The organism is Serratia sp. X3 (assembly GCF_014982455.1).
GTDB lineage: Bacteria > Pseudomonadota > Gammaproteobacteria > Enterobacterales > Enterobacteriaceae > Serratia > Serratia ureilytica.
Genome location: NZ_JADCNB010000003.1, coordinates 53,013 through 79,136, shown reverse-complemented (window position 1 = coordinate 79,136; position 26,124 = coordinate 53,013). Strand labels below are relative to the sequence as shown.

The following is a 26,124-nucleotide window of genomic DNA, read 5'->3' as shown; positions in this document are numbered from 1 at the left end:
GATTGCATAAATTTTGAGCTAGACTTTAAAGACCCGTGCGGCCGCTCAACATGTAGTAGATCACGCAGCCCGCAACCACTATTCCACCGCCAAATCGCCGCAGCGTCGCGTCCGGCAGCTGCGACATCGCCACAATCATTTTGCGCCAGGCCTGCGGAAACAGCATCGGCCCCAATCCTTCCAGCACCAGGACCAGCCCGAGCGCCAGCCAAATCGTTGAGTTCATGCATCCCCCAAAAACGAGAAAGGGCCCGCGAAAACGGGCCCTCGATCAGATTGCCTGCCGCGCTTATTTGCGCAGGGTATCAGGCGACTTCATGTAGCGGAAGAAATCGCTGTCCGGGCTCAGTACCAGCACGTCCTGGTTGTCCTTGAAGCTGGCTTCATAGGCACGCAGGCTGCGGATAAAGGCATAGAAGTCCGGATCCTGGCTGAACGCGTTGGCGAACAGCTTGGCTGCTTCAGCATCGCCTTCACCACGGGTGATGCGCGCCTGACGCTCGGCTTCCGCCAGGGTACGGGTCACTTCGTAGTCCGCGCTGGCGCGCAGTTTCTCGGCTTCTTCCTGGCCCTGCGAGCGCAGGCGACGGGCTACCGCTTCACGCTCGGCGCGCATACGCTGGTAGATGGCGTCGGAGACTTCGGCCGGCAGGTTGATCTGCTTGATACGCACGTCGATCACTTCGATGCCCAACGCCGCCATGCTGTTCGGGTTCACCTGCGGCTGTTTGCCGGTGGTTTCCCGCTCAACGCGCGCCGCCGCAGAGGCGATAGCGTCATCGGCTTCGGTGGTCGCCACTTCTTCGCCGTCACCCACGGTGCCGGTGTTCAGCGCGTCACGCACGTCAGACATCAGCTTGCCGCGCGAGTCGGTCACGATGTCTTTCACGTCCAGACGGCCGATTTCGGAACGCAGACGGTCGCTGAACTTACGCTTCAGCAGCACTTCGGCCTGGGAGACGTCGCCGCCGCCGGTCGCCAGATAGTAGCGGCTGAAGTCGCTGATGCGCCACTTCAGATAGGAGTCAACGATCAGGTCTTTCTTCTCGCTGGTCACGAAGCGATCGGCCTGGTTGTCCATGGTCTGGATACGCGCATCCAGGTTCTTCACGGTCTCAATGAACGGGATCTTGAGGTGCAGACCCGGCGCATACACCAGCGGCTTGTTTTCGCCGTCGCGCAGCACCTTGCCGAAGCGCAGCACGATGCCGCGCTGGCCTTCCTGCACCACGAACAGCGAAGCGTACAGCACCACCAGCACCGCGAGGACAATAACTACAAAAGACTTACGCATTGATTACTCTCTCCCTACGCGAGTGGTGTCGTCACGCTGCGCATTCGCCCGGCGCTGATCCATAACCGATCCGCTGCTGGTGCGCGGGGTGCTGCTGTTGGCAGCCGGCGCTGGATTCGGATTGAGGCGAATCAGGCTGGTATCCTTGTTGCCGCTCTCCGTCGCCGCGCCTTGGCCGCGCAGCATCTGATCCAGCGGCAGCACCATCAGGTTGTTGCCTTTGTCGCTCACCAACACCTTACGGGTATGGCCCAGCACTTTTTCCATGGTTTCGATATACAAACGCTCGCGGGTGATCTGCGGTGCGGACTTGTATTCCGGCAACAGCTTGGCAAAGCGCGCCACCTCACCCTGAGCTTCCAGGACGGTGCGGTCTTTATAAGCCTTGGAGTCTTCCAGCAGACGCTGCGCCTGGCCGTTCGCACGCGGCTGAACTTCGTTGGCGTAAGCTTCCGCTTCACGGATGTATTGCTGCTCGTTCTCACGCGCGGCGATCGCATCGTCGAACGACGCCTTCACCTCTTCCGGCGGACGTGCCGCCTGGAAGTTGACGTCCAGCAGCGTGATGCCCATGTTGTAAGGACGAATGGTCTCTTCCAGCATGCGCTGCGTATCGTTACGCACCACGGTACGGCCTTCGGTCAGGATGCGATCCATCGAGTATTTGCCGATCACGCCGCGCAGGGCGCTGTCGGTCGCCTGGCTCAGGCTGTCGTCGGCATTGACGACGCTGAACAGATACGCTTCCGGGTTGGTCACGCGGTACTGCACGTTCATTTCCACGCGCACCACGTTTTCATCGGAGGTCAGCATCACGCCGGACGCCGCCAGCTCACGCACGGATTCCACGTTCACCGGACGCACGTCGTCGATGAAGGTCGGCTTCCAGTTCAGGCCCGGCTGCACCAGATGGCTGAACTTACCGAAACGCGTCACGACGCCGCGCTCGGCTTCCTTGATGGTGTAGAAGCCGCTGGCGGCCCAGATCACCACCACGGCGACCGCCGCGATACCGATAATGCGGCCGCTGAAGCCCGGGCCGGAGGCCCCGGTGCCGCCGCTATTGCTATTGGAGCCTTTGCCCCCGCCAAAACCGCTCAATTTCTTGCTCAGTTTGCGGAAGATATCATCCAAATCAGGTGGCCCTTGATCACGACCGCCTTTGTTGTTACCGCCAGAGTTGCCGCCATTGTTATTGCTGCTCCCCCACGGGTCGCGGTCCTGTCCGTTATTACCGGGCTGATTCCACGCCATGTTTTAGCTCCATATTCTGTGATTGGGTACTTCAGGCTTTCGCGAAGCATAAATGTAACAGGATATGATCATACGATAAAGTCAATCAGGTCCTGTTCTTGCTTGCAGAGACGACGCCATTCGACGATCGGCATTCGCACCACCACGCCAATGCTGCCGTCCTCTTCGTTCCACTCTTTTTCAATCGCCTGAAGCTGGTAAAAACGGCTGCGAAGACGGCCTGCCCGTGGCGGTAAGCGCAATTCGTAATGCGCGATCTCCCCCGATAAGCGCTCCGTCAACGCCTGATACAGCAACGGAATACCCTCTCCGCTGGCGGCGGACAGCCACACCCGGATCGGCAGGTTTTCATCGTTGCGGTCGATACGCGGCACAAAATCGTCCAGCATATCTATTTTGTTCATCACTAACAGTGTAGGGATTTCATCCGAGTCTATCTCCGCCAGCACGGTGTTCACCGCGTCGATGTTCTCGTCGACGCGCGGATCCGCCGCGTCGATGACGTGCAGCAGCAAAGAAGCCTGGCGCGTCTCCTGCAGCGTCGCCTTGAAGGCGGCCACCAGATCGTGCGGCAGGTGCCGGATAAAGCCTACGGTATCCGCCAACACGGTATCCCCCACGTCCGGCACGTCAATGCGCCGCAACGTAGGATCCAGGGTGGCAAATAGCTGGTCCGCCGCATACACCTCGGCAGACGTTATTCGGTTAAACAGGGTGGATTTGCCGGCGTTGGTATAGCCCACCAGCGATACGGTCGGCACATCGGCGCGGGTCCGCGCGCGTCGGCCTTGTTCACGCTGCTTCTCTACCCGCTCCAGGCGGCGCAGAATCAAGCTGATGCGATCGCGTAACAGGCGACGGTCGGTCTCAAGCTGGGTTTCCCCCGGCCCGCGCAGGCCTATCCCCCCTTTTTGCCGCTCCAGGTGCGTCCAGCCGCGTACCAGACGCGTGGCGATGTGACGCAGCTGCGCCAGCTCCACCTGCAGCTTACCTTCATGGGTGCGGGCACGCTGGGCGAAAATGTCTAAAATCAGCCCGGTGCGATCGATCACCCGGCATTCGCACAGGCGCTCGAGGTTTCTTTCCTGCGCCGGGGAAAGGGAATGATCAAACAGGACAACAGACGCGCCGCTGGCTTTCACCGCATCTGCAATTTCTTCGGCCTTTCCTTCGCCGACAAAGTACTTCGGATGCGGGGCTTTGCGGCTACCAGTCACCACTTGCAAAGCTTCGACACCGGCTGAGGAGACCAGCGATTCGAACTCGCTGAGGTCTTCCGTATCTTTGTCTTGCGAGAAATAGATATGAACCAGTACGGCCTGCTCACCGGCTTCATAACGGTCAAACAAGCGTGCAACCTCTCAAACGGACACTCACCGTGAGTTTGGGGGACATAAACAGCACGCGGCTGCTTATGCTCCCCGTCATGGTTGACTTGCAACGCGCTTTATTCAGCGTCATCGCTTTCCTGCTGCGGCTGTTGCTGCGCAGACGGATTGTTACCATGGTGATAGTTGCTTGAACCGCCGCTCGGATTGTTGCTGTGATGCGAGACCGGGCGTGACGGGACAACGGTATAGATAGCGTGCTTGTACACCATCTGGCTAACCGTGTTCTTCAACAGGATGACAAACTGGTCAAAAGACTCAATCTGGCCTTGCAGCTTAATACCATTCACCAAATAAATAGAAACCGGAACACGTTCACGACGCAATGCGTTCAGGAACGGATCTTGCAAAGATTGCCCCTTAGCCATTCTATCTTTTCCTTATTTGCTTGTTGTTTGTAACTAAGAACCTGTCGGCTCTAAAATAAACGACGTAAAAAATTTGCGCGCTGAATACTCAGCAATTGTACACAATCACCCAACCTATGCACTAACAACCTGTGTCACCGAGTCCAAAGCCTCTCCCGGCTTTTCACTGTCCAACCAATGGACCGACTCCCAACCCCGTAACCAGGTCATCTGGCGTTTAGCCAACTGACGTGTTGCGCAAATACCACGATAAACCATCTCATCGTAACTAATTTCACCAGACAAGTATGACCACATCTGGCGGTAACCGACACAGCGAATGGAGGGCAAGTCCGTATGCAAATCACCCCGTGCGAAAAGTGCACGCGCTTCCGTCTCAAAACCCGCCGCCAACATTTGATGGTACCGCAGCTCGATGCGTTGATGGATCAACTCACGGCTGGTCGGCGCTATCGCAAATTGGTGAACTTGATACGGTAACGATTCACCCGAAATTTTAGTCAGTTCCGTTAAAGTTTTACCCGAAATAAAAAAAACTTCCAGTGCTCTGGACAGTCTCTGCGGATCATTCGGATGAATTCTCACTGCCGCGACCGGATCGATCGCCTGTAACTGACGGTGCAGCGCCTCCCAGCCCTGCTCCGCCGCTTGCCGTTCGATGCGCTCGCGCACCGCGGGATCGGCGGACGGCAACGGCGACAATCCTTCCAGCAACGCCTTGAAATACAACATGGTGCCGCCCACCAACAGCGGAATACGGCCGGCGGCGGTGATGTCGGCCATCTCTTTCAGCGCATCGGCGCGGAACTCCGCAGCCGAGTAAGCTTCAGCGGGATCGCGAATATCGATCAGCCGATGCGGCGCCTGCGCCAATTCTTCGGCGCTCGGCTTGGCGGTGCCGATATCCATGCCGCGATAAATCAGCGCGGAATCGACGCTGATCAGTTCCACCGGCAGGCGCTCGCGCAGCGCGATCGCCAGCGCGGTCTTGCCCGAGGCGGTCGGCCCCATAATGAAAATAGCCGGGGGACGTGATGTCATTTCAGTGTTAGTCATGCTTGAGGGCCGCCAGTGCGGCCTGTAAATCAACAGGTTGTAAAAGTCCGCTCGGTGGCGATTTGACCAGCTGCGGGCAAAGTCGTTCAACGTCGGTCAGCAATTGTATCGCTTGCGAGGTGTTCCACTGTTCATGTTCACTGCCGAGATGGCGAGCGAGCCAGGTGGCCAACACCGCGGGCGACATCTCCTGATGCTCGGCCAGATAGCCTAACAGTTCGGGTATCAGTTTTTGTAAATTTTGTTGGCGTAATGGTAAAGGCACTGCGCGCAACGTCACACGGCCGTGATCCGTCTGCAAATCCAGCCCCATCATCGTCAGCAGCGCCTGATGCCGCGCGATGGCCGCCGCTTCGTTCTTGTCCAACGTCAGCTTGACTGGGATCAGCAGCGGCTGCGGCCGCAGCCCTTCCGTCGGCGGATTGAGCTGCGCCTGGCGCAGCCAGCGCTCGGCCACCGTCAGGTTGAGCAACGCCGGCTGCTGACGCTGTTCAATCAGTGCGTAGCACGGCGGATGGATCATCAGCACCCGGCCAAAGCTGTGTTGCCCGCTCGCCAACGGCGTTTCCACGGCGGCTTTCACCGACGGGAACAGCGGCGGCCGACTCGGGGCTTCCGGCGCGGCCTCAGCCTGCGGCTCGGCGGCAGGCCGCATCAGTTTGCCATACAGCTCGCCTTCGCGTTTCTGGTAACCGCCCGCCGTTTGCCAGCCCTGCTGGGGGGGGCGCTCGCGGGCAGCGCCGGCCGGTGGCGGCGTTTCGCGACGCGGCGCAGGCTGAGAAAAATGGTTGCCGCCGGCGGCGACGCGGTTTTCCTGCTGCCAGACCGGCGCAGGCGCCTCGTCAGGCGTTTCCGCCAGCGGCAGCGACGGCGTCTGCCCGGCCTGTTGCAGCACCGTGGTCACCGCCTGGTAGATAAAATCGTGCACCAGCCGCGCCTGATGGAAACGCACCTCGTGCTTGGCGGGATGAACGTTGACGTCCACCTGGTGCGGATCCACCTCCAGATACAACACGTAAGCGGGCTGCTGATCGTCTTTCAGCTGATCCTGATAGGCCTGACGAATGGCGTGGTTGATCAAGCGATCGCGCATCATGCGGCTGTTGACGTAGCAATACTGCATTTCACCCAGCTGGCGCGCCCCGTCCGGATCCGCCACCCAACCGCGGATGTTCAGATCGCCATGCTGCCAGTCGATGTTCAGCGCATGCTGCAAAAACGCCGGGCCGCAGATGCTGCCCAAACGGCGCTCGTGCTGGCTTTCTTCCTTCGCCGCCCGATATTGGCGGATCAGTTTGCCGTTATGGCTAAGGTTGATCGCCACATCGAAGCGCGCCAGCGCGATGCGCCGCACCACTTCATCGATATGGCCGAATTCGGTTTTCTCGGTGCGCATGAACTTGCGGCGCGCCGGCGTGTTGTAAAACAAATCCAGCACTTCCAGCGTGCTGCCGACCGGGTGCGCAGCGGGTTTGATCGTCACCGCCTGTTCGCGCCCTTCGGCATAGGCTTGCCACGCTTCGCTCTGGTCTGCGGTGCGCGACGTCAGGGTCAAACGGGAAACCGAGCTAATGCTGGCCAGCGCTTCGCCGCGAAAACCGAGGCTGACGATCGCCTCCAGGTCGTCGAGCGTGCTGATTTTACTGGTGGCGTGCCGCGCCAGCGCCAGCGCCAGATCGTCCTTGCCGATACCGCAGCCGTTGTCGCGAATGCGGATCAGCTTGGCGCCGCCGCGTTCGATATCGATATCGATGCGCGTCGCACCGGCGTCCAGGCTGTTTTCCACCAGCTCTTTGACGACCGACGCGGGGCGTTCGACCACCTCTCCGGCGGCGATCTGGTTGGCGAGCTGTGGCGGTAACACCTGGATAGGCATGCTGACTCCTGTAGCGGTGGCGCTAGGCCTGCGGAATGGTCAGCGTCCGATCCAACGGCGCGACGTCCGACTTCAGATTATTGACCCGTTTCAGATCGCCGACGCTGACCCCATAACGAGAAGCGATAGAGGACAGCGTGTCCCCACGGGCCACTTTATGTTTAGACGGCTTCTTCGCCGGCGTTTTCGCTTTGGCGACGGCGGTGACGGCGGCGGTTTTCCCCGCCGGCACCTTCAGGCGTTGCCCGACCCACACGCCGTCTTTCTTCAGTTTGTTCAGATCCCGCAGCGCCGCCATGGTCGTGCCGTAGCTGTCGGCGATGCCGGAAAGCGTCTCCGCCCGTTTAACCACGTGGATCTGGGTCTTGCCGCTTACGCTGCGGCTCGCGCCGGCCGAGTTGACGATAGGCTCAGGCTGGCGCACGTCTGGTGTTGAGGTGTTAACCGCCGCTGCGACGTCCAGCGGTCGGTTTTCCACCTTTGGGTCGGCTTGCAGCGGATGCGCCAGGAAGTAGCTGCGCAGGCCGTTATGAATGGCCTTGGCAATCTTCTCCTGATACGCGCTACTGCCCAGCAGCCGCTCCTCCGTGCTATTACTGATAAATCCTGTTTCCACCAGCAGCGATGGAATATCCGGCGAACGCAGCACGCCCAGGCTGGCGTGTTCCGGCCGGCGTTTATGCAACGATCCGACGCTCTGCAGCTGCTGCAGCACCTTCACCGCCACATCGTAGCCAACGCGCTGCGAGTGGCCGAACTGCAGATCCAGCACCGCCTGGCTCAGATAAGGGTCGGCCTGGCTGTTGGCCAGCAAGTCGCCGGCACCGCCGAGCAGCTCGGACTGCTTCTCATGCTGTTCGAGCCAGCCGGCCATTTCGCTGTTGGCGCGGCGATTGGACAGCACCCAAACGGAAGCCCCGCTGGCGCTGCGGTTTGGCGCGGCGTCGGCGTGGATGGAGACCAGTACGTTGGCGCCCTGTTTACGCGCAACGTCGGAACGCCCCATCACCGAAATAAAATAGTCGCCGTTACGCGTCAGCACCGGCTTGAACTGCGGATCGGCGTCCAGCATCGCCTGCAGGCGACGCGCGATGGCGATAGTGACATTCTTCTCCTTCAACCCGCTCGGGCCGATGGCGCCCGGATCCTGGCCGCCGTGGCCGGCGTCGATCGCCACCACCACCCGATCGCCGGAACCGGCGGAAACACGGCTGCTGCGCGGCGTCACCTCAGTGGCGGTGCCCGCGACTACGCTCTGTTTATTGGTAAAGGGATTCGATCCCGTCGGCGCTTTGCGCAGCGGCGGCTCCGGCGCTTCACGCACCGCGACCGGCGCCTGACGCGGCGGTTGGCTGACGGCGACCGGCGCAGGCGTTTGGACCGGCGCTTTACGCGCCACGGTATTGGCGCCGCCTTCGGCCGTAAGGGTGAATACCACGGTGTGCACGCCGCCGTTCTGGCGGGTGGAGACGCGGGTTTTGGCGCGCTGAGTCAGATCAAACACCAGACGCACGCTCTGAGCGTCTTTCGGCGCGCTGGAGCGAATGCTTTTCACCAGGTTTTGGCCGCTGAAATTGAGCGGCAGCCCGCCGACCTTGCCTTTCTGGTTGACGTCCAGCACCACGCGCTCCGGGCCGTGCAGCGGGAAAAACGCGTAGTCCGGCGGGCCATTGAAGCTCACCGAAACCGTCGCTTCGCGCTGGGCGTTGGACACTTTGATATCGGACAGCGAGGACGCCGCCAGCGCGTTCAACGCGCCGAGCGGCCCCAGCACGGCGATCAGCATGATGACCGCAAATTTTTTCAACGCATGCGTCATTGCAGCATCATCCCTGTGATCCATGAATACGGTCTAACAGCTGGCTGCCGTAAGCAGAAATCGCCTCGATCTTCGCCTCTCGTCCCTCGCCCTGATAGCTGAGGTGCAGCGCCAGATCCGGCTCCGGCAGCACGCCGGTGCCCTGCTGCGGCCATTCGACCAGGCAGATGGCGTCTTGCGCGAAGTAATCGCGAATGCCCATAAATTCAAGCTCTTCCGGATCGGCCAGGCGATACAGATCGAAGTGATATACCGCCAAGGGCTGCAAGGCATAGGGCTCCACCAGCGTGTAGGTCGGGCTTTTGACATTGCCCTGATGCCCCAACGCCTGCAGGAAGCCACGGCTGAAGGTGGTTTTACCGGCGCCCAGGTCGCCGTAGAGATAGATGACGCTGGCGCGATCGCAGGCCTTGGCCAAAGTGGTACCCAAAGCGACAGTCGCTGCCTCGTCCGGCAGAGGTAAAACGAGTTCTTTCATTCGATAAAGTCTATTTTGCCCACTCAGGGTTAACGAAATGAAGGATGTCCGGCAGTAAATCGGTCGCCAACATGCCTCTTGTTCCTTGTCTTTCCGCTACGCGATCGCCGGCCGCACCGTGTACGACGCAGCCCGCACAGGCGGCATCATACAGCGAGAGCTTTTGCGCCAGCAAACCGCCGATGATGCCCGACAGCACATCGCCCATGCCGCCGGAGGCCATGCCGGCGTTGCCGACGTCGGCGATCGCCATCTGGCCCTGCTCATCGGCGATCAGCGTGCCGGCGCCTTTCAGCACCGCCACGCCGCCGTAGCGCGCCGTCAGGTTACGCACGGCAAGTAAGCGATCACTTTCGATGTCGGCACTGCTGCAGCTCAACAGCCGCGCCGCCTCTCCGGGATGCGGAGTCATCACGCGATTCTGCCGTTTCTCGGGATTTAATGCCAGCAAGTTCAGCGCATCGGCATCCCACAAGGCCGGTTTATCGCTGGTTTGCAGCACGTTCAAGGCGTTTTTGCCCCACTCAGCCTGCCCCAGCCCCGGGCCAATCACCAGCACGTCCGCCCATTGCATCGCCTGCCGCAAAGTCGTCTCGTCCAGCGCCTGCACCATCAACTCCGGCCTGGCCGCCAGCAGCGGCGCGACGTGCTCAATGTGAGTAAGCACTCGCACCAATCCAGCCCCGCTGCGCAGCGCCGCTTCCGCCGCCATGCGAATGGCGCCGCCGAATCCGCGGTCGCCGCCCACCAGCAGCAGACGACCATGTTCGCCCTTATGGGCGCAGGGGCGCCGCGGATGCAGCCAGCGCGGCAACGCCTCGGCGGTAAGCCGCTGAATCTGCACCGGTTGCTTCGCCAGCCAATCCGATAAGCCTAGCGTATCCTGATGAAGTTGCCCGACCCAGTCGCGCGCCTGGCCGGTCAGCAACCCCGGCTTGAGGCCGATAAATGTGACGGTGTGCGCGGCACGTACAACCGCGCCCGGCGCCGCGCCGCTTTCCGCCAGCAGCCCGGACGGGATATCGAGCGCCACCACCGGCGCCGAATGGCGGTTGGCGGCCTCAATCAGCGCATCAAAAGGCGCGCGCGGCACGCTGGCGAGGCCGGTGCCTAACAGACCGTCGATAATAAGAGAGACGGACGCCGGCCAGCGGCTGTTCGCCGGCAGAATATCGCCGCCGGCGGCCAGCCAGGCCTCGCGGGCCGCTGCGGCCTCCGGCGGCAAAGGGCGTGCGCCTTCACAGGCGATCACCGTCACCTGCACGCCCGCCGCCTTCGCCAAACGCGCCACCACATAGCCGTCGCCGCCGTTGTTGCCGTGGCCACAGAGCACCAGCCAGTGGTTGCAGCAGGGATAAGTGCCGCGCGCCAGTACGTAGGCCGCCTGACCGGCGCGCAGCATTAAATCGTAAAGAGAAAGACCGAGCGAGGCCGCCGCCGCAGGTTCCGAACGACGGATCCAATCCGCAGGCCAGACAGAGTGTGATAAACTGTCGGCGTATGCTTTTTCACTGTGGCCCGTCATGACGCACCCCCTCGATCTCCATCAACTCGCCCAACATATCAAGCAATGGGGGCAATCGCTAGGATTCCAGCAGGTTGGCATCTGCGATACCGATCTCAGCCTGGAAGAGCCGAAGTTGCAGGCCTGGCTCGACAAACAGTACCACGGCGAGATGGAGTGGATGGCGCGCCACGGCATGCTGCGCGCGCGCCCCCACGAGCTGTTGCCGGGCACGCTGCGGGTGATCAGCGTACGCATGAACTACCTGCCGGCCAAGGCGGCATTCGCCAGCACCCTGCAGAACCCGCAATTGGGCTACGTCAGCCGCTATGCGCTGGGGCGCGATTATCACAAGCTGTTGCGTCAGCGCCTGAAAAAGTTGGGCGATCAGATCCAGGCCTACTGCGGCGAACTAAATTTCCGCCCCTTTGTCGACTCGGCGCCGGTCATGGAGCGCGCGCTGGCCGCCAAGGCGGGCATCGGCTGGGTTGGTAAACACTCACTAATTCTTAACCGCGAAGCCGGATCCTGGTTTTTCCTCGGCGAACTGCTGATCGACCTGCCGCTGCCGGTGGATCAGCCGCAGGAAGAGCAGTGCGGCCGCTGCGTCGCCTGCATCACCACTTGCCCGACCGGGGCCATCGTCGCGCCCTACACCGTCGATGCCCGGCGCTGCATTTCCTACCTGACCATCGAGCTGGAAGGCGCGATCCCGGAGGAATTCCGGCCGCTGCTCGGCAACCGTATCTACGGCTGCGACGACTGCCAGCTGATCTGCCCGTGGAACCGCTTTTCACAACTCACCGACGAAGACGATTTCAGCCCGCGCGCCGCGTTGCATGCGCCGCAGCTGATCGATCTGTTCAGTTGGACGGAAGAAAAATTCCTGCGCATCACCGAAGGCTCGGCGATACGCCGCATCGGTCACCTGCGCTGGCTGCGCAATATCGCCGTGGCGCTGGGCAATGCACCTTATGAGGACAGCATCGTGCTCGCGCTGCGCACGCGCTTGGGCCAAGACGCCATGCTGGACGAACATATCCACTGGGCGCTGGCGCAACAGCTCGCTCGCCGTGAAGCGCAGGGCATCGAGGTGCAAACGGCGCAGAAAAAACGGTTGATACGGGCTGTGGAAAAAGGTTTGCCAAGGGATGCCTGACGGGGTGCGCCGCGCGGGCGTATCGCCCGAAATCTCACTCTGTGGATTTGTGCATAAAAATAAAAACACGTTGTCTTTCAACTGCAACAAAAAGAGCAAGTGATCGGCATAACGTTTTGGGATAAATAAATAAGCTTATAAATCAAATGTATAAATATTTAATTTGTATGACGTTGATTTTTCAGGCTGGTGGGTTTATGTACAGAGGCTGTGGATAACTCTGTTCACAACGTTTTTAGCAGGTGTGTAAAACAGGACAAAAACCCGCGCCGGATAAGGCGTTGGATTTGAGTTTGAAACGAAGAGAAAATTGGAGCGGGAAACGAGACTCGAACTCGCGACCCCGACCTTGGCAAGGTCGTGCTCTACCAACTGAGCTATTCCCGCATTGAGATGCTTTTGGCATCCGGTCACCAAACACTGGCGTGACCTTTGAATTTTTGGAGCGGGAAACGAGGCTCGAACTCGCGACCTCAACCTTGGCAAGGTTGCGCTCTACCAACTGAGCTATTCCCGCGTCGCATAGGTACTGCTTGATACTGCTTTATTTATTCATCATGCCGCATCGCGACATTGTTGAATTTGGAGCGGGAAACGAGACTCGAACTCGCGACCCCGACCTTGGCAAGGTCGTGCTCTACCAACTGAGCTATTCCCGCCCGGCGTATCGATGGTGGAACTTTACGAAATTCTTCATCGGTACGGGGTGCGCATTATACGAGAAATCCTTTTTGTCGCAAGCCCCTGAAAGCAAAAAAACGCGATTTTTGTTTGATTGCCGATTAAAGCGCCAGATTGGCGAATTAAGCGCCTAAAAACGGCGTTTTTTCCCCGCAGAGGCCGCCATCGCCTTAAAGCTGAATGAAATGTTCGCGGTAATAAGCCAGTTCGGCCACCGATTCGCGGATGTCATCCAGCGCCTGATGGGTGCCCTGCTTCTTAAAGCCGCCGAGAATTTCCGGCTTCCAACGGCGCGCCAGTTCCTTCAGCGTGCTGACGTCCAGGTAGCGGTAATGGAAGTAGGCCTCCAGCTCCGGCATGTAGCGGAACAAGAAACGGCGATCCTGGCCCACGCTGTTGCCGCAGATCGGCGATTTGCCGGCCGGCACCCATTGCTGCAGGAAGGCGATGGTTTCCAGCTCGGCGGCGCGATCGTCCTGCCGACTGGCTTTCACCCGCTCCACCAGCCCGCTGCCGGTATGGGTGCGCACGTTCCACTCGTCCATCAAGGCCAGCTGCTCGTCGGATTGGTGCACGGCGATCACCGGCCCTTCCGCCAGGATGTTCAGATTGGCGTCGGTGACCAGCGTGGCGATCTCGATAATGCGGTCACGCTCGGGATCCAGCCCGGTCATCTCCAAATCGATCCAAATCAGGTTATTTTCGTTTGCTGTCATGATGTTTCCTGCCTAAAAGCCGAGAGAAAAACGCTGTACGGACGAGACGACGGCCGCCGCCGATGGCGACACGCCGCAGCCGGCGGCTAACAACGGTTATTTAATATAAAATAGCGTGTATCATAGTCTTTTTGGTCGCCATGGGCGACATATACCCTGACGGGTTCAAGGCTGCGCCCGGGGCAAGTCCCCCGCCGCGGCTGTGCGTATACGTAAAGGTATAAAACCGATTCAAGTGAGGCGCAGTGAGTAAGAACAAACTGTCCAAAGGTCAGCAACGCCGCGTGCAGGCGAACCATCAGCGCCGTCTGAAGCGCGCTGACAACAAACCGGAACCTGATGATTCCCAACTGGGCGAGCCGCAGGAAGGCGTCGTCATCAGCCGTTTCGGCATGCACGCCGACGTTGAGGCGCCGGATGGCACTCAGCACCGCTGCAACATCCGCCGCACGCTGCGTTCGCTGGTCACCGGCGATCGCGTGGTATGGCGCCCCGGTCTGGGTGCCCATGAAGGGGTAAAAGGCATTGTGGAAGCGGTGCACGAACGCACCTCGGTGCTGACGCGCCCGGACTTCTACGACGGCGTGAAGCCGATCGCCGCCAATATCAATCAGATCGTCATCGTGTCGGCGATCCTGCCCGAGCTGTCGCTGAACATCATCGACCGTTATCTGGTGGCCTGCGAAACGCTCGAAGTCGAGCCGCTGATCGTGCTCAACAAAATTGACCTGCTGGACGCCGAAGCGCGCAAGCTGGTCGACGGCATGATGGATATCTATCGCAAGATTGGCTACCGGGTGCTGGAAGTCTCCAGCCAAACGCGGGAAGGCATGGCGGAGTTCGAACAGGCGCTGGCCGGGCGTATCAGCATCTTCGCCGGTCAGTCCGGGGTCGGCAAGTCCAGCTTGCTGAACGCGCTGCTGCCGCCGTCTGAAGAGCAAATTCTGGTAAATCAGGTTTCCGACGTCTCGGGCCTCGGGCAACATACCACCACCGCCGCGCGGCTGTACCATTTCCAGCACGGCGGCGACGTGATCGACTCCCCGGGAGTGCGCGAGTTTGGCCTGTGGCACCTGGAGCCGGAACAAATCACCCGCGGCTTTGTCGAATTCCGTGATTATTTAGGCGGTTGCAAATTCCGCGACTGCCGCCACGATACCGATCCCGGCTGCGCCATTCGCGCGGCGATGGAGAAAGGCGATATCGCGCAAGAGCGGTTCGACAACTACCACCGCATTCTGGAAAGCATGGCGCAGGTGAAGGTTCGCAAGAACTTCACGGACGCCGCAGACTGACACTGACGAGCGGGCATTGACGACGGCGGAGCCCTCGTTACAATGCGCGCCCTTTACCCTGATTCACGAGGTTAACGTGCTGGATAGCATCAAGATTAAACTGCAATATTGGCTGCCGAAGCTGGCGCTGACCCGCCTGGCGGGCTGGGGCGCCGACAAACGGGCCGGCTGGCTGACCCAACTGGTGGTCAAAACCTTCGCCCGCTACTACCGCGTGGACATGCAGGAAGCGCAAAATCCGGACCTGGCGTCTTACGCCACCTTCAACGATTTCTTCGTGCGCCCGCTGCGCGACGGCGCGCGCCCGATCGTCGCCGACGCCAACTGGCTGGCGCTGCCCGCCGATGGCGCCATCAGCCAGCTCGGCCCGATCCGCGAGGATCAAATCTTCCAGGCCAAAGGCCACCACTACAGCCTCGAAGCGCTGCTGGCCGGCAACTATCTGTTGGCCGAGCCGTTCCGCAACGGCCTGTTCGCCACCACCTATCTGGCGCCGCGCGACTATCACCGCGTACACATGCCGTGCGCTGGCGTGCTGCGCGAAATGATCTATGTGCCGGGCGATCTGTTCTCGGTCAACCCGCTCACCGCCGCCAACGTGCCTAACCTGTTCGCGCGCAACGAGCGCGTGATCTGCGTATTCGACACCGACATTGGGCCGATGGTGCAAATCCTGGTCGGCGCCACCATCGTCGGCAGCATCGAAACCGTCTGGGCCGGCACCGTCACGCCGCCGCGCGAAGGCATCATCAAGCGCTGGACCTACCCGGCCGCCGGTGAAGAAGGCGCCATCGCGCTGGAAAAAGGCGCCGAGATGGGCCGTTTCAAACTCGGCTCCACGGTGATCAACCTGTTTACCGCAGGCAGCGTGCAGTTTGCGCCGCAGCTGCATAACGGCACCGTCACCCGCATGGGTGAAGCCTTCGCCGAAATCCCGGCCGCCGCTGAAACGCCACAGACCCCGCTCTAAAGGAATCGACGCCGTGCGCCTTTTCATCACGCTTTTGCTCGGTTGCCTGCTGTGGCAACCGGCGCTGGCCGCCCCCGTGCCGACCGAGAGCCAGCTCAAACAGGAGCTGAAGCAGGCGGAAAGCAGCAAAAACGCGCCGAATCAGGCGGAAACCACCGAGGCGCTGCAAAGCGCCCTCAACTGGCTGACGGAGCGCAAAGAGTCGCAGACCCGCTCCGAGCAGTATCAGAGGGTGATCGACGATTTTCCGAAGATGACGCAGGAGCTGCGCCGTCAGCTGGTGCTGGAAAGCAACAAGATCCTGCCTAACGGCGACGATTTGCCGGCCGCCGAGCTGGAACAGCAGATCCTGCAAACCAGCAGCCTGCTGCTGGAACAGGCGCGCCTGCTGCAGCAAGAACAGGATCGCACGCGGGAGATCAGCGATTCGCTCGGCCAGTTGCCGCAGCAGCAGACCGACGCCCGCCGTGCGCTGACGGAAGTGCAGCGCCGCCTGCAGGCGCAGCCCGCCAACCCGACCACGCCGTATGCGCAGGCCGCCCTGGCCCTGCTGCAGGCCGAAGCCGCGGCGCGCAAAGCCAAAGTGGACGAACTGGAACTGGCGCAGCTGTCGGCCAACAACCGTCAGGAGCTGGCGCGCATGCGCGCCGAGGTCTATAAAAAGCGCCACGAGAAAATAGACGTTCAGCTGCAGGCGCTGCGCAACAACCTCAACGCCCAACGCCAACGCGAAGCGGAGCTGGCGCTGGAAAAAACCGAGCAGTTGGCCGAGCAGAACGGCGATTTGCCAAAAAGCATCAGCCAGCAGCTGCAGATCAACCGCGAACTGTCCGCCGCGCTGAACAGCCAGGCGCAGCGCATGGATCTGATTTCATCGCAGCAGCGGCAGGCGGCGGCGCAGACGCTGCAAGTGCGCCAGGCGCTGAGCACCATCATCGAGCAGGCCCAGTGGCTCGGTTCGTCGTCGGCGCTGGGGGAAACCCTGCGCGCCCAGGTGGCGACACTGCCGGAAATGCCCAAGCCGCAACAGCTGGACGGCGACATGGCTCAGCTGCGCGTGCAGCGCCTGCAGTTTGAAAATCAGCTGGAAAAACTGTCGCAGCGCGAATTCAAACGCGACGACGGCAGCGCGCTGACCAACCAGGAGCAACGCATCGTCGATGCCCAGCTGCGCACCCAGCGCGAGCTGCTCAACTCGTTGTTGTCCGGGTGCGACACCCAAATCCTCGAGTTGACCAAGCTGAAGGTGGCCAACACCCAGCTGATCGAAGCGTTGAACGAAATTCGCGACGCCACCCACCGCTACCTGTTCTGGGTGCCGGACGTCAATCCGATCAACTTCTCCTACCCGCTCAACGTGGCGCACGATCTGACACGCGTCCTGTCGCTGGACACGCTGTCGCAGCTCGGCGGCGCCTTCATGATGATGGTGACCAGCCGCGAAACGCTGATCCCGATCTTCGGCGCCCTGCTGCTGGTGATTTTCAGCATCAGCTCGCGCAAGCACTATCACGCCTTCCTCGAGCGCGCCAGCAGCCGCGTCGGCAAGGTGACGCAGGATGAATTCTTCCTGACGGTGCGCACCGTGTTCTGGTCGATTCTGGTGGCGCTGCCTCTGCCGGTACTGTGGGCCGCGCTCGGCTACGGCCTGCAAAGCGCCTGGAACTACCCGGTGGCGGAAGCGATCGGCAAAGGGGTAACCGCCACGCTGCCGATCCTGTGGATCTGCATGATCTGCGCCGCCTTCGCCCACCCGCAGGGGCTGTTCATCGTGCACTTCCGCTGGCCGGCGAAGCAGGTTTCGCGCGCCATGCGCTACTACAAGATGTCGATCTGGCTGATCGTGCCGCTGATCATGGCGCTGATCACCTTCGATAGCCTGAAAGAACGTGAGTTCGCCAACACCCTGGGGCGGCTGTGCTTCATCCTGCTGTGTCTGGCGCTGGCGCTGGTCACCCACAGCCTGAAACGCGCCGGCATTCCGCTGTATCTGGATAAAAACGGCTCCGGCGACAACATGCTCAACAGCGCCTTCTGGGGGCTGCTGCTGTCGGCGCCGCTGCTGGCGGCGCTGGCGTCGACCGTCGGTTACCTCACCACCGCGCAGGCGCTGTTGGCGCGTCTGGAAACCTCGGTGGCGATCTGGTTCCTGCTGCTGGTCGTCTACCACATCATCCGCCGTTGGATGCTGATCCAACGGCGGCGCATCGCCTTCGATCGCGCCAAACAGCGCCGTGCCGACATCCTGGCACAGCGTGCCCGCGGCGAAGACGAAACTTCGCACACCCCGAACAGCACCGAAGGATCCATCGATCCGGACGATTCGGATTTCGATCTGGACACCATCAGCGCCCAGTCGCTGCGGCTGGTGCGTTCGATCCTGACGCTGATCGCACTGGTGTCGGTGATCGTGCTGTGGTCGGAGATCCACTCCGCGTTCGCCTTCCTGGAAAACATCTCGCTGTGGGACGTGACCTCGACGGTGAACGGCGTGGAAACCGCCCATCCGATCACCCTCGGCGCGGTTCTGATTGCCATTCTGGTGTTGATCATCACCATGCAGCTGGTGCGCAACCTGCCGGCGCTGCTGGAGCTGGCGGTATTGCAGCACCTCGATCTGTCGCCGGGCACCGGCTACGCCATCACCACCATCACCAAGTACCTGCTGCTGCTGTTCGGCGCGGTGCTCAGCTTCGCCTGGATCGGCATCGAATGGTCGAAACTGCAGTGGGTGGTTACCGCGCTCAGTCTGGGGTTGGGCTTCGGCATGCAGGAGATCTTCTCCAACTTCATCTCCGGCTTGATCATCCTGTTCGAGAAACCGATCCGCATCGGCGACACCGTGACGATCCGCAACCTGACCGGCACCGTCACCAAGATCAATACCCGCGCCACCACCATCTCGGACTGGGACCGCAAAGAGATCATCGTGCCGAACAAAGCGTTCATCACCGAGCAGTTCGTCAACTGGTCGCTATCCGACACCCTGACCCGTGTGGTGCTGACCGTACCGGCGCCGGGCGAGGCCAACAGCGAAGAAGTGACCAAGATCCTGATGAACGCCGCCGAGCGCTGCGCGCTGGTGCTGGATAACCCGGCGCCGGAGGTCTATCTGGTCGATCTGCAGCAAGGCATTCAGATCTTCGAGATGCGTATTTACGCCGCCGAGATGGGCCACCGTATGCCGCTGCGCCATGAGATCCACCAGCTGATCCTGGCGGGCTACCGCGAGCACGGCATCACGCTGCCGTACCCGCCATTCCAGGTACGTACCGAGACGCTGTCGCGACTGACCAACAACGGCCGCACGCCGCCGTCCACGCCGGCGCCGAACACCAAGCGCGACGCCGGGGGGCTGTAAGCGTTTCTCGCGATAAAAAAAGGGCCGGCAAATGCCGACCCTTTTGCTTTTCTTACCGCCTGAAACGTCAGGCGATCCCAACCGGGAAGGCCAGTACGTCGCTCAGGCTCTCGGCGCCCAGCGCCAGCATCACCAGACGATCCACGCCCAGCGCCACGCCGGAACACTCCGGCATGCCGTGTTGCAACGCCGCCAACAGGTTGTAGTCGATCGGTTGCTGCGGCAGGCCGCGCTCCGCGCGTTTGCGGTTGTCCTGCTCGAAGCGCTGCTGTTGTTCACGGCCGTCGGTCAGCTCGCGGAAACCGTTCGCCAGCTCAATGCCCTTGAAGTACACCTCGAAACGCTCCGCCACGCGGTGGTCTTCGGTGCTGATCTCCGCCAACGCCGCCTGGCTGGCCGGGAAGTGGTACACGAACGCCGGTTTTTCACGGCCGATATGCGGCTCCACCCCCACGGTGAACAGCAGCTGCAGCAGCGTATCGCGATCTTCTTCGGTATCGGCGATGTTGCTCAGATCGAGTTTGGCCGCCGCTTCGCGCAGCTGCGCCTTCTCCGCCGACAGCGGATCGATGTCCAGATGGCGCAGGAACGCCTGCTGATAGGACAGAGTCTCCGCGCTCTCGCAGTCCAGCACCTGTTGCAGCAGATCGTCCACCTCATTCATCAGGCGGTACATGTCGTAGTGCGGACGGTACCACTCCAGCATGGTGAATTCGGGGTTATGGTGCCGCCCGGCTTCTTCATTGCGGAAGCTGCGCCCCATTTGGTAGATCGGGCCGCTGCCCGCCGCCAGCAGGCGCTTCATGTGATATTCCGGGCTGGTCATCATGTATAGCGTCAGGCCTTCCGCCGCCCCCGGCCCGACGAAACGCGTTTCGAACGGGAACAGGTGAACGTCGGTGACCGTCGCCTGGCTCATGGTGGGCGTCTCAACTTCCAGCACGCCACGATCGGCGAAGAAACGCCGGATCTCAGCCAGAATCGCTGCGCGTTTCAACAAATTGGCGATGGGTGCACTAGGCTGCCAGCTTGCCGTTTCGCTCATGGTAATTAACTCCGAAATCAAACAGGGGATGCAGTCTACTCGCATCCTTGCAGCCAAACAAATTCTTCACGATGCGCAACCGGCGATAACGCCAATTTCCGATAAATAGGCGGCAAAAGCGCGTTAAAAAGGGTAAAGCACGCCGAACACGCGAAAAGGCAGACAGGCCTGTTGAGCGAGCGTTAATCGACAAAACAATCGATCACATCAAATTTCCACTACTTAACTTTAGGTATAGTTAATTCCCCATTATTGGTGGGAGATATCTATCCTTAACCTTTAAGCAACATTAATCGGTTCAATTAGTTAGCACCCGAAGAGTTCGCTAAATTTTAAGCATAGATATTTAACTTGCCGTTCTTGATAAGAACATTGGAGGAATGCAGTGCAAACCTTTAACGCCGATCTTGCCATTATTGGGGCCGGGGGCGCTGGTTTACGTGCAGCAATAGCCGCAGCGGAAGCCAATCCCCAACTGAAAATCGCGCTGATCTCTAAGGTCTACCCGATGCGCAGCCACACGGTCGCCGCCGAGGGGGGCTCCGCCGCCGTCACCCAGGATCACGATACCTTCGACTATCACTTCCACGACACCGTCGCCGGCGGCGACTGGCTGTGCGAGCAGGACGTGGTCGATCACTTCGTGCATCAGTGCCCGCGCGAGATGACCCAGCTTGAGCAGTGGGGCTGCCCGTGGAGCCGCAAACCGGACGGTTCGGTCAACGTGCGGCGCTTCGGCGGCATGAAGATCGAACGCACCTGGTTCGCCGCCGACAAGACCGGCTTCCACATGCTGCACACCCTGTTCCAGACCTCGCTGAAATACCCGCAAATCCAACGCTTCGACGAGCACTTCGTGCTGGATATTCTGGTGGATGACGGCCAGGCGCGCGGCCTGGTGGCGCTCAACATGATGGAAGGCACCCGCGTGCAGATCCGCGCCAACGCGGTGGTGATGGCCACCGGCGGCGCCGGGCGCGTTTATCGCTACAACACCAACGGCGGCATCGTTACCGGCGACGGCATGGGCATGGCGTTCCACCACGGCGTACCGCTGCGCGACATGGAGTTCGTGCAGTATCACCCGACCGGCCTGCCCGGTTCCGGCATCCTGATGACCGAGGGCTGCCGCGGCGAAGGTGGCATTCTGGTGAACAAAGACGGCTACCGTTACCTGCAAGACTACGGCATGGGCCCGGAAACCCCGCTGGGCGAGCCGAAGAACAAATACATGGAGCTGGGCCCGCGCGATAAAGTGTCCCAGGCCTTCTGGCACGAATGGCGCGCCGGCCGCACCATCGCCACCCCGCGCGGCGACGTGGTCTACCTCGATCTGCGCCACCTGGGCGAGAAAAAGCTGCTGGAGCGGCTGCCGTTCATCTGTGAACTGGCCAAGGCCTACGTCGGCGTCGATCCGGTGAAAGATCCGATCCCGGTGCGCCCTACCGCGCACTACACCATGGGCGGCATTGAAACCGACCAGAACTGCGAAACCCGCATCAAGGGGCTGTTCGCGGTCGGCGAATGTTCCTCCGTCGGCTTGCACGGCGCCAACCGTCTCGGCTCCAACTCGCTGGCGGAACTGGTGGTATTCGGCCGCGTCGCCGGTGAACACGCCGCGCGCCGCGCGCTGGAAACCGCGCCGGCCAACGGCAGCGCGCTGGATGCGCAAACCCGCGACGTCGAAACCCGCCTGAGCAACCTGATGAAGCAGGAAGGCAACGAAAACTGGGCGAAGATCCGCGACGAGATGGGGCTGTCGATGGAAGAAGGCTGCGGCATCTACCGTACACCGGAGCTGATGCAAAAAACCATCGATAAGCTGGCCGAGCTGAAAGAACGTTTCAAGCGCGTCAAAATCACCGACAACACCAGCGTGTTCAATACCGATCTGCTGTACACCATCGAGCTGGGCTACGGTCTGGACGTCGCCGAGTGTATGGCGCATTCGGCGTTTAACCGCAAAGAATCGCGCGGCGCCCACCAGCGCCTGGACGAAGGCTGCACCGAGCGTGACGACGTCAACTTCCTCAAGCATACGCTGGCGTTCCACAATCCGCAGGGCGCGCCGCGTCTTGAATACAGCGACGTGAAAATCACCAAGCTGCCGCCGGCCAAACGCGTCTACGGCGCAGAAGCCGAAGCGCAGGAGAAAAAGAATAAGGAGCAGGCAAATGGCTGAGATGCAAACCCTGAAGATCGACGTCATGCGCTATAACCCGGAAAGCGACGCCGAGCCGCATTTCGTCACTTACGCCGTGCCTTACGACGAACAAACCTCGCTGCTCGACGCGCTGGGCTACATCAAGGATAACCTGGCGCCGGATCTCTCCTACCGCTGGTCGTGCCGCATGGCGATCTGCGGCTCCTGCGGCATGATGGTCAACCGCGTGCCGAAGCTGGCGTGCAAAACCTTCCTGCGCGACTACGTCGGCGGCATGAAGGTCGAAGCGCTGGGCAACTTCCCGATCGAGCGCGATCTGGTGGTCGACATGACCCACTTCATCGAAAGCCTGGAGGCGATCAAACCGTACATCATCGGCAACGATCGTAAACCGGAGGATGGCCCGAACGTGCAGACCCCGGCGCAGATGGCCAAATACCACCAGTTCTCCGGCTGCATCAACTGCGGCCTGTGCTACGCCGCGTGCCCGCAGTTCGGCCTCAACCCCGAGTTTATCGGCCCGGCGGCGATCACGCTGGCGCACCGCTATAACCTGGACAACCGCGACCACGGCAAGAAACAGCGCATGCCGCAGCTCAACGGCCAAAACGGCGTCTGGAGCTGCACCTTCGTCGGCTATTGCTCTGAAGTCTGCCCGAAACACGTCGATCCCGCCGCCGCCATCCAGCAGGGCAAGGTGGAGAGCGCCAAAGACTTCATGATCGCCATGCTGAAGCCGCAATAAGGGAGAAAAATTGCCATGACAACTCAACGTAAGCCCTATGTGCGCACCATGACGCCCACCTGGTGGCAAAAGCTCGGCTTCTACCGTTTCTACATGCTGCGCGAAGGCACCTCGGTGCTGGCGGTGTGGTTCAGCATCGTGCTGCTCTACGGCGTGTTTGCGCTGAAGGGCGGCGCCGAGAGCTGGGCCGGCTTCGTCGGTTTCTTGCAGAATCCGCTGGTGCTGTTGATCAACGTCGTCGCCCTGCTGGCGGCGGCGCTGCACACCAAAACCTGGTTCGATCTGGCGCCGAAGGCCGCCAATATCGTGGTCAACAGCGAGAAAATGGGGCCGGGCCCCATCGTGAAAGGGCTGTGGGCCGTCACCATCGTCGTCAGCGTGGTCATCCTGGCCGTGGCCCTGATCTAATCCGGAGGAAACATGATAAATCAAGCACCTAAACGTTCCGACGAGCCGGTTTTCTGGGGATTGTTCGGCGCCGGCGGCATGTGGGGCGCGATCGTCGCGCCGGCCATCGTACTGCTGGTCGGCATTCTGCTGCCGCTGGGGCTGTTCCCCGGTGAGGCGCTGGGTTACGAGCGCGTGCTGGCGTTCTGCCAGAGCCTGATCGGCCGCCTGTTCCTGCTGCTGATGATCATTCTGCCGCTGTGGTGCGGCCTGCACCGCATCCACCATGCGATGCACGATCTGAAGATCCACGTGCCGGCCGGCAAGTGGGTGTTCTACGGTCTGGCGGCGATCCTTAGCGTGGTCACCGTCATCGGCGTCGTCACGCTGTAAACCGCTCAGGCGGCCAACGCCCGTTGGCCGCCCTTTTCTCATCGGCTACACTGTCTACTCGCCCCCGGTAAACAGGAGTCACCGATGCGTTTATGGTCAAAGCTTAGCGTCATGCTTTCCGCCCTGCTCTCCGTCGCTTGCAGCGTCTCCCCGCCTAAAGACATCAAGGTCGTGACCCCTTTCGACAGCCAGCGCTATCTCGGCACCTGGTATGAGATTGCACGTCTGGATCATCGCTTTGAACGCGGTTTGCAGCAGGTGACCGCCCACTACAGCCCGCGTGCCGACGGCGGACTGAAAGTCATCAATCGCGGCTTCAATCCGCAGAAACAGCAATGGCAAGAAAGCGAAGGCAAAGCCTACTTTATCGGTTCACCGCAGGTCGCGGCGCTGAAAGTGTCGTTCTTCGGCCCCTTCTACGGCGGCTATAACGTGATTGCCCTGGACCCGGACTACCGCTACGCGCTGGTTTGCGGCCCGAACCGCGACTATCTGTGGATCCTGTCGCGCACGCCGACGCTTGACGCCGCCGTGCGCGACCGTTTATTGCAGACAGCCAAAGGCTACGGTTTCGCCACCGACAAGCTGATCTGGGTGCAGCAGTCCGCCGATCAGTGACTGCTGAACTTCAACCCGAGGATGCCGACCACGATCAGGCACAGGCTGATGATGCGCGCGATATTGGTCGATTCCCCCAACAGCAGCATGCCCATGATCGCCGCGCCCACCGCGCCGATGCCGGTCCACACCGCGTAGGCGGTGCCGGCGGGCAGCGTTTTCATGGCGTTGGCCAACAGCAACATGCTGACCACCATCGCGGCGATGGTGATAATGCTCGGCGTCAGCCGGGTAAAACCGTGGGTGTATTTCAGACCGATAGCCCAAACCACTTCGAGCAAACCGGCGATAAGCAGAATAATCCAGGCCATGAGACGGCCTCCCTACCACTGGGGTCGTCCCCGATAAAATGACGCGTAAACGGGCCGTCCCGTTCAGCGAGGTGATGCATGACGGGTAACCTCACCCGCACTGCGGCAGGATAGCAGCAGCGTTAACGCTCAGGCAAGGGATAGAAATGTGGCGGCTCTCCGCTGCCGGAACGCCGCCGGGTGGAATGCGGATTATTCCGCGCTGCGCTGAATAGCCTTGCCGCCGGCCTGAATGTCTTCACCCACACCGCGGGTGGTATTGCAGGCGGTCAGCGAGCTCAAAATCATCAAAGAGAAGATCGCGATAATACTTTTCTTCAGCATAAGAAAGTCCTTATTTGTCGTTGATGAAAAAGTACGGCTTTCTAAGCGTAGTCAAAATTGACGGAGGGTGTGGGATCGTGACCGGCTTTGTGGCGCAAATACATCGGGTTAAAGGCGGGATCAGCTGGCCGTGCGGGAGATGGCGCCGCCGAGATGCTGAACGTCTTCGCCGAAACCGCGAAACGTATTGCAACTGCTGAGGGAGAAAAGGAACAACAGGGAGAGCACGGCCAACAGCGTTTTCTTGAACATGCGGATTTTCTGCCAACGAACGGGGATGGGATAAAACAGAGGAACCGCGGAGGTTCCTCTGTTTTAAAACTTACTTGACGCGAGAGACGTATTCGCCAGAGCGAGTGTCAACCTTGATCACTTCGCCGATCTGGACGAACAACGGCACTTTTACCACGGCGCCGGTGCTCAGGGTAGCCGGCTTGCCGCCAGTCCCTGCGGTATCGCCTTTCAGGCCAGGATCGGTATCGGTGATTTCCGCTTCGATGAAGTTCGGCGGCTGAACGGCGATTGGGCGGCCATCCCACAGGGTGATGATGCACTCTGCGTTATCCTGCAGCCATTTGGCCGCGTCGCCGACGGTTTTGCCGTCAACCTGATGCTGTTCGAAAGACTCAGGGTGCATGAAGTGGTAGAACTCACCGTCGCTGTACAGGTAGTTCATGTTGGTGTCCATCACGTCTGCGCCTTCGCAAGAATCGGTAGACTTGAAGGTTTTTTCCACGCGGGTGCCGGTCAGCAGACGGCGCATTTTCACGCGCGCGAACGCCTGGCCTTTGCCCGGCTTAACGAACTCACTGGCTTCGACGGCGTAAGGTTCGCCCTCGAACATGATTTTAAGACCCGGACGGAAATCGTTGCTAGAATAAGTCGCCATGATGGCCCTCTGAATATTTGAACTGGTAG

Annotated in this window: 25 protein-coding genes and 3 tRNA genes; 9 read left to right on the top strand and 19 right to left on the bottom strand. The window is 60.7% G+C overall.

Annotation, left to right across the window (positions count from 1 at the left end):
• Positions 1–25 precede the first annotated feature (25 nt).
• The 10 genes from IMX17_RS14575 to nnr form a co-directional block, all read right to left on the bottom strand.
• On the bottom strand, positions 26–226 hold the full coding sequence (locus IMX17_RS14575) for a DUF2065 domain-containing protein (protein WP_004933666.1): 201 nt from the start codon (positions 224–226) through the stop codon (positions 26–28).
• A 63-nt stretch (positions 227–289) separates the two neighbouring features.
• Entirely contained in the window at positions 290–1,294 is a 1,005-nt protein-coding gene (gene hflC / locus IMX17_RS14570; protein WP_004933669.1) for a protease modulator HflC, read from the bottom strand.
• A 3-nt stretch (positions 1,295–1,297) separates the two neighbouring features.
• On the bottom strand, positions 1,298–2,548 hold the full coding sequence (gene hflK, locus IMX17_RS14565) for an FtsH protease activity modulator HflK (RefSeq protein ID WP_033641626.1): 1,251 nt from the start codon (positions 2,546–2,548) through the stop codon (positions 1,298–1,300).
• A gap of 68 nt (positions 2,549–2,616) precedes the next feature.
• A complete protein-coding gene (gene hflX / locus IMX17_RS14560; RefSeq protein WP_033641625.1) occupies positions 2,617–3,897 on the bottom strand; it encodes a ribosome rescue GTPase HflX in 1,281 nt (426 codons plus the stop codon).
• 98 nt (positions 3,898–3,995) lie between these two features.
• Positions 3,996–4,304: an RNA chaperone Hfq gene (gene hfq / locus IMX17_RS14555; RefSeq protein WP_193549891.1), complete on the bottom strand. Its 309-nt coding sequence runs from the start codon at positions 4,302–4,304 to the stop codon at positions 3,996–3,998.
• 114 nt (positions 4,305–4,418) lie between these two features.
• On the bottom strand, positions 4,419–5,360 hold the full coding sequence (gene miaA, locus IMX17_RS14550) for a tRNA (adenosine(37)-N6)-dimethylallyltransferase MiaA (RefSeq protein WP_046897963.1): 942 nt from the start codon (positions 5,358–5,360) through the stop codon (positions 4,419–4,421).
• Complete coding sequence (gene mutL / locus IMX17_RS14545; RefSeq protein WP_182265154.1) at positions 5,353–7,236, bottom strand: DNA mismatch repair endonuclease MutL; 1,884 nt, start codon at positions 7,234–7,236, stop codon at positions 5,353–5,355. Before mutL ends, miaA begins: the two co-directional genes overlap by 8 nt.
• Before the next feature lie 22 nt (positions 7,237–7,258).
• Positions 7,259–9,055, bottom strand: coding sequence for an N-acetylmuramoyl-L-alanine amidase AmiB (gene amiB, locus IMX17_RS14540; protein ID WP_046897961.1), 1,797 nt, complete (start codon positions 9,053–9,055; stop codon positions 7,259–7,261).
• Positions 9,056–9,062: 7 nt separating this feature from the next.
• Positions 9,063–9,533, bottom strand: a complete 471-nt coding sequence (gene tsaE / locus IMX17_RS14535; RefSeq protein WP_025305017.1) for a tRNA (adenosine(37)-N6)-threonylcarbamoyltransferase complex ATPase subunit type 1 TsaE — start codon at positions 9,531–9,533, stop codon at positions 9,063–9,065.
• Between the two features lie 10 nt (positions 9,534–9,543).
• Complete coding sequence (nnr, locus tag IMX17_RS14530; RefSeq protein WP_182265153.1) at positions 9,544–11,058, bottom strand: bifunctional ADP-dependent NAD(P)H-hydrate dehydratase/NAD(P)H-hydrate epimerase; 1,515 nt, start codon at positions 11,056–11,058, stop codon at positions 9,544–9,546.
• On the opposite strand from nnr, the gene queG reads away from it, so the two are divergent.
• Positions 11,057–12,196 carry a tRNA epoxyqueuosine(34) reductase QueG gene (gene queG, locus IMX17_RS14525; RefSeq protein ID WP_046688096.1) on the top strand — a complete coding sequence of 380 codons (1,140 nt, stop codon included), beginning with the start codon at positions 11,057–11,059 and terminating at the stop codon, positions 12,194–12,196. The two genes, nnr and queG, sit on opposite strands and share 2 nt — an antisense overlap.
• A gap of 311 nt (positions 12,197–12,507) precedes the next feature.
• Here the strand turns inward: queG and IMX17_RS14520 are convergent.
• The 4 genes from IMX17_RS14520 to orn form a co-directional block, all read right to left on the bottom strand.
• Positions 12,508–12,583 (bottom strand) — tRNA-Gly (locus tag IMX17_RS14520).
• A gap of 54 nt (positions 12,584–12,637) precedes the next feature.
• Positions 12,638–12,713, bottom strand: a tRNA-Gly gene (locus tag IMX17_RS14515).
• Positions 12,714–12,779: 66 nt separating this feature from the next.
• Positions 12,780–12,855 (bottom strand) — tRNA-Gly (locus tag IMX17_RS14510).
• A gap of 192 nt (positions 12,856–13,047) precedes the next feature.
• Entirely contained in the window at positions 13,048–13,593 is a 546-nt protein-coding gene (gene orn, locus IMX17_RS14505) for an oligoribonuclease (RefSeq protein ID WP_033641618.1), read from the bottom strand.
• A gap of 245 nt (positions 13,594–13,838) precedes the next feature.
• On the opposite strand from orn, the gene rsgA reads away from it, so the two are divergent.
• The 3 genes from rsgA to mscM all read left to right on the top strand — a co-directional run bounded on the left by rsgA (position 13,839) and on the right by mscM (position 19,219).
• Entirely contained in the window at positions 13,839–14,888 is a 1,050-nt protein-coding gene (gene rsgA / locus IMX17_RS14500) for a small ribosomal subunit biogenesis GTPase RsgA (RefSeq protein ID WP_033641617.1), read from the top strand.
• A 76-nt stretch (positions 14,889–14,964) separates the two neighbouring features.
• Positions 14,965–15,858 (top strand): archaetidylserine decarboxylase, encoded by an 894-nt coding sequence (asd, locus tag IMX17_RS14495; protein WP_033651500.1) that lies wholly within the window; start codon positions 14,965–14,967, stop codon positions 15,856–15,858.
• A gap of 13 nt (positions 15,859–15,871) precedes the next feature.
• The gene (gene mscM / locus IMX17_RS14490; protein ID WP_046897957.1) at positions 15,872–19,219 is read left to right on the top strand and encodes a miniconductance mechanosensitive channel MscM; all 3,348 of its coding nucleotides are present in this window, start codon (positions 15,872–15,874) and stop codon (positions 19,217–19,219) included.
• 67 nt (positions 19,220–19,286) lie between these two features.
• Here the strand turns inward: mscM and epmA are convergent, their stop codons facing one another.
• Entirely contained in the window at positions 19,287–20,264 is a 978-nt protein-coding gene (gene epmA / locus IMX17_RS14485; RefSeq protein ID WP_004929681.1) for an elongation factor P--(R)-beta-lysine ligase, read from the bottom strand.
• A 385-nt stretch (positions 20,265–20,649) separates the two neighbouring features.
• Here epmA and frdA point away from each other — a divergent pair, with 385 nt between their 5' ends.
• The 5 genes from frdA (at position 20,650) to blc (ending at position 24,571) form a co-directional block, all read left to right on the top strand.
• Positions 20,650–22,446, top strand: a complete 1,797-nt coding sequence (gene frdA / locus IMX17_RS14480; RefSeq protein WP_042783510.1) for a fumarate reductase (quinol) flavoprotein subunit — start codon at positions 20,650–20,652, stop codon at positions 22,444–22,446.
• Positions 22,439–23,173 (top strand): succinate dehydrogenase/fumarate reductase iron-sulfur subunit, encoded by a 735-nt coding sequence (locus tag IMX17_RS14475; protein ID WP_004929676.1) that lies wholly within the window; start codon positions 22,439–22,441, stop codon positions 23,171–23,173. Before frdA ends, IMX17_RS14475 begins: the two co-directional genes overlap by 8 nt.
• Positions 23,174–23,188: 15 nt before the next feature.
• A complete protein-coding gene (gene frdC, locus IMX17_RS14470) occupies positions 23,189–23,581 on the top strand; it encodes a fumarate reductase subunit FrdC (RefSeq protein ID WP_004929673.1) in 393 nt (130 codons plus the stop codon).
• Positions 23,582–23,593: 12 nt separating this feature from the next.
• Complete coding sequence (gene frdD, locus IMX17_RS14465) at positions 23,594–23,953, top strand: fumarate reductase subunit FrdD (protein WP_004929672.1); 360 nt, start codon at positions 23,594–23,596, stop codon at positions 23,951–23,953.
• Between the two features lie 84 nt (positions 23,954–24,037).
• On the top strand, positions 24,038–24,571 hold the full coding sequence (gene blc, locus IMX17_RS14460) for an outer membrane lipoprotein Blc (protein WP_004929670.1): 534 nt from the start codon (positions 24,038–24,040) through the stop codon (positions 24,569–24,571).
• Here blc and sugE read toward each other — a convergent pair.
• The 4 genes from sugE to efp form a co-directional block, all read right to left on the bottom strand.
• Complete coding sequence (gene sugE / locus IMX17_RS14455; protein WP_082997118.1) at positions 24,565–24,882, bottom strand: quaternary ammonium compound efflux SMR transporter SugE; 318 nt, start codon at positions 24,880–24,882, stop codon at positions 24,565–24,567. The two genes, blc and sugE, sit on opposite strands and share 7 nt — an antisense overlap.
• Positions 24,883–25,074: 192 nt before the next feature.
• The gene (locus IMX17_RS14450) at positions 25,075–25,206 is read right to left on the bottom strand and encodes an entericidin A/B family lipoprotein (protein ID WP_004929668.1); all 132 of its coding nucleotides are present in this window, start codon (positions 25,204–25,206) and stop codon (positions 25,075–25,077) included.
• Between the two features lie 120 nt (positions 25,207–25,326).
• Entirely contained in the window at positions 25,327–25,458 is a 132-nt protein-coding gene (locus IMX17_RS14445; protein WP_004929667.1) for an entericidin A/B family lipoprotein, read from the bottom strand.
• Positions 25,459–25,528: 70 nt separating this feature from the next.
• Positions 25,529–26,095 carry an elongation factor P gene (gene efp / locus IMX17_RS14440; protein ID WP_004929666.1) on the bottom strand — a complete coding sequence of 189 codons (567 nt, stop codon included), beginning with the start codon at positions 26,093–26,095 and terminating at the stop codon, positions 25,529–25,531.
• Positions 26,096–26,124: the final 29 nt, after the last annotated feature.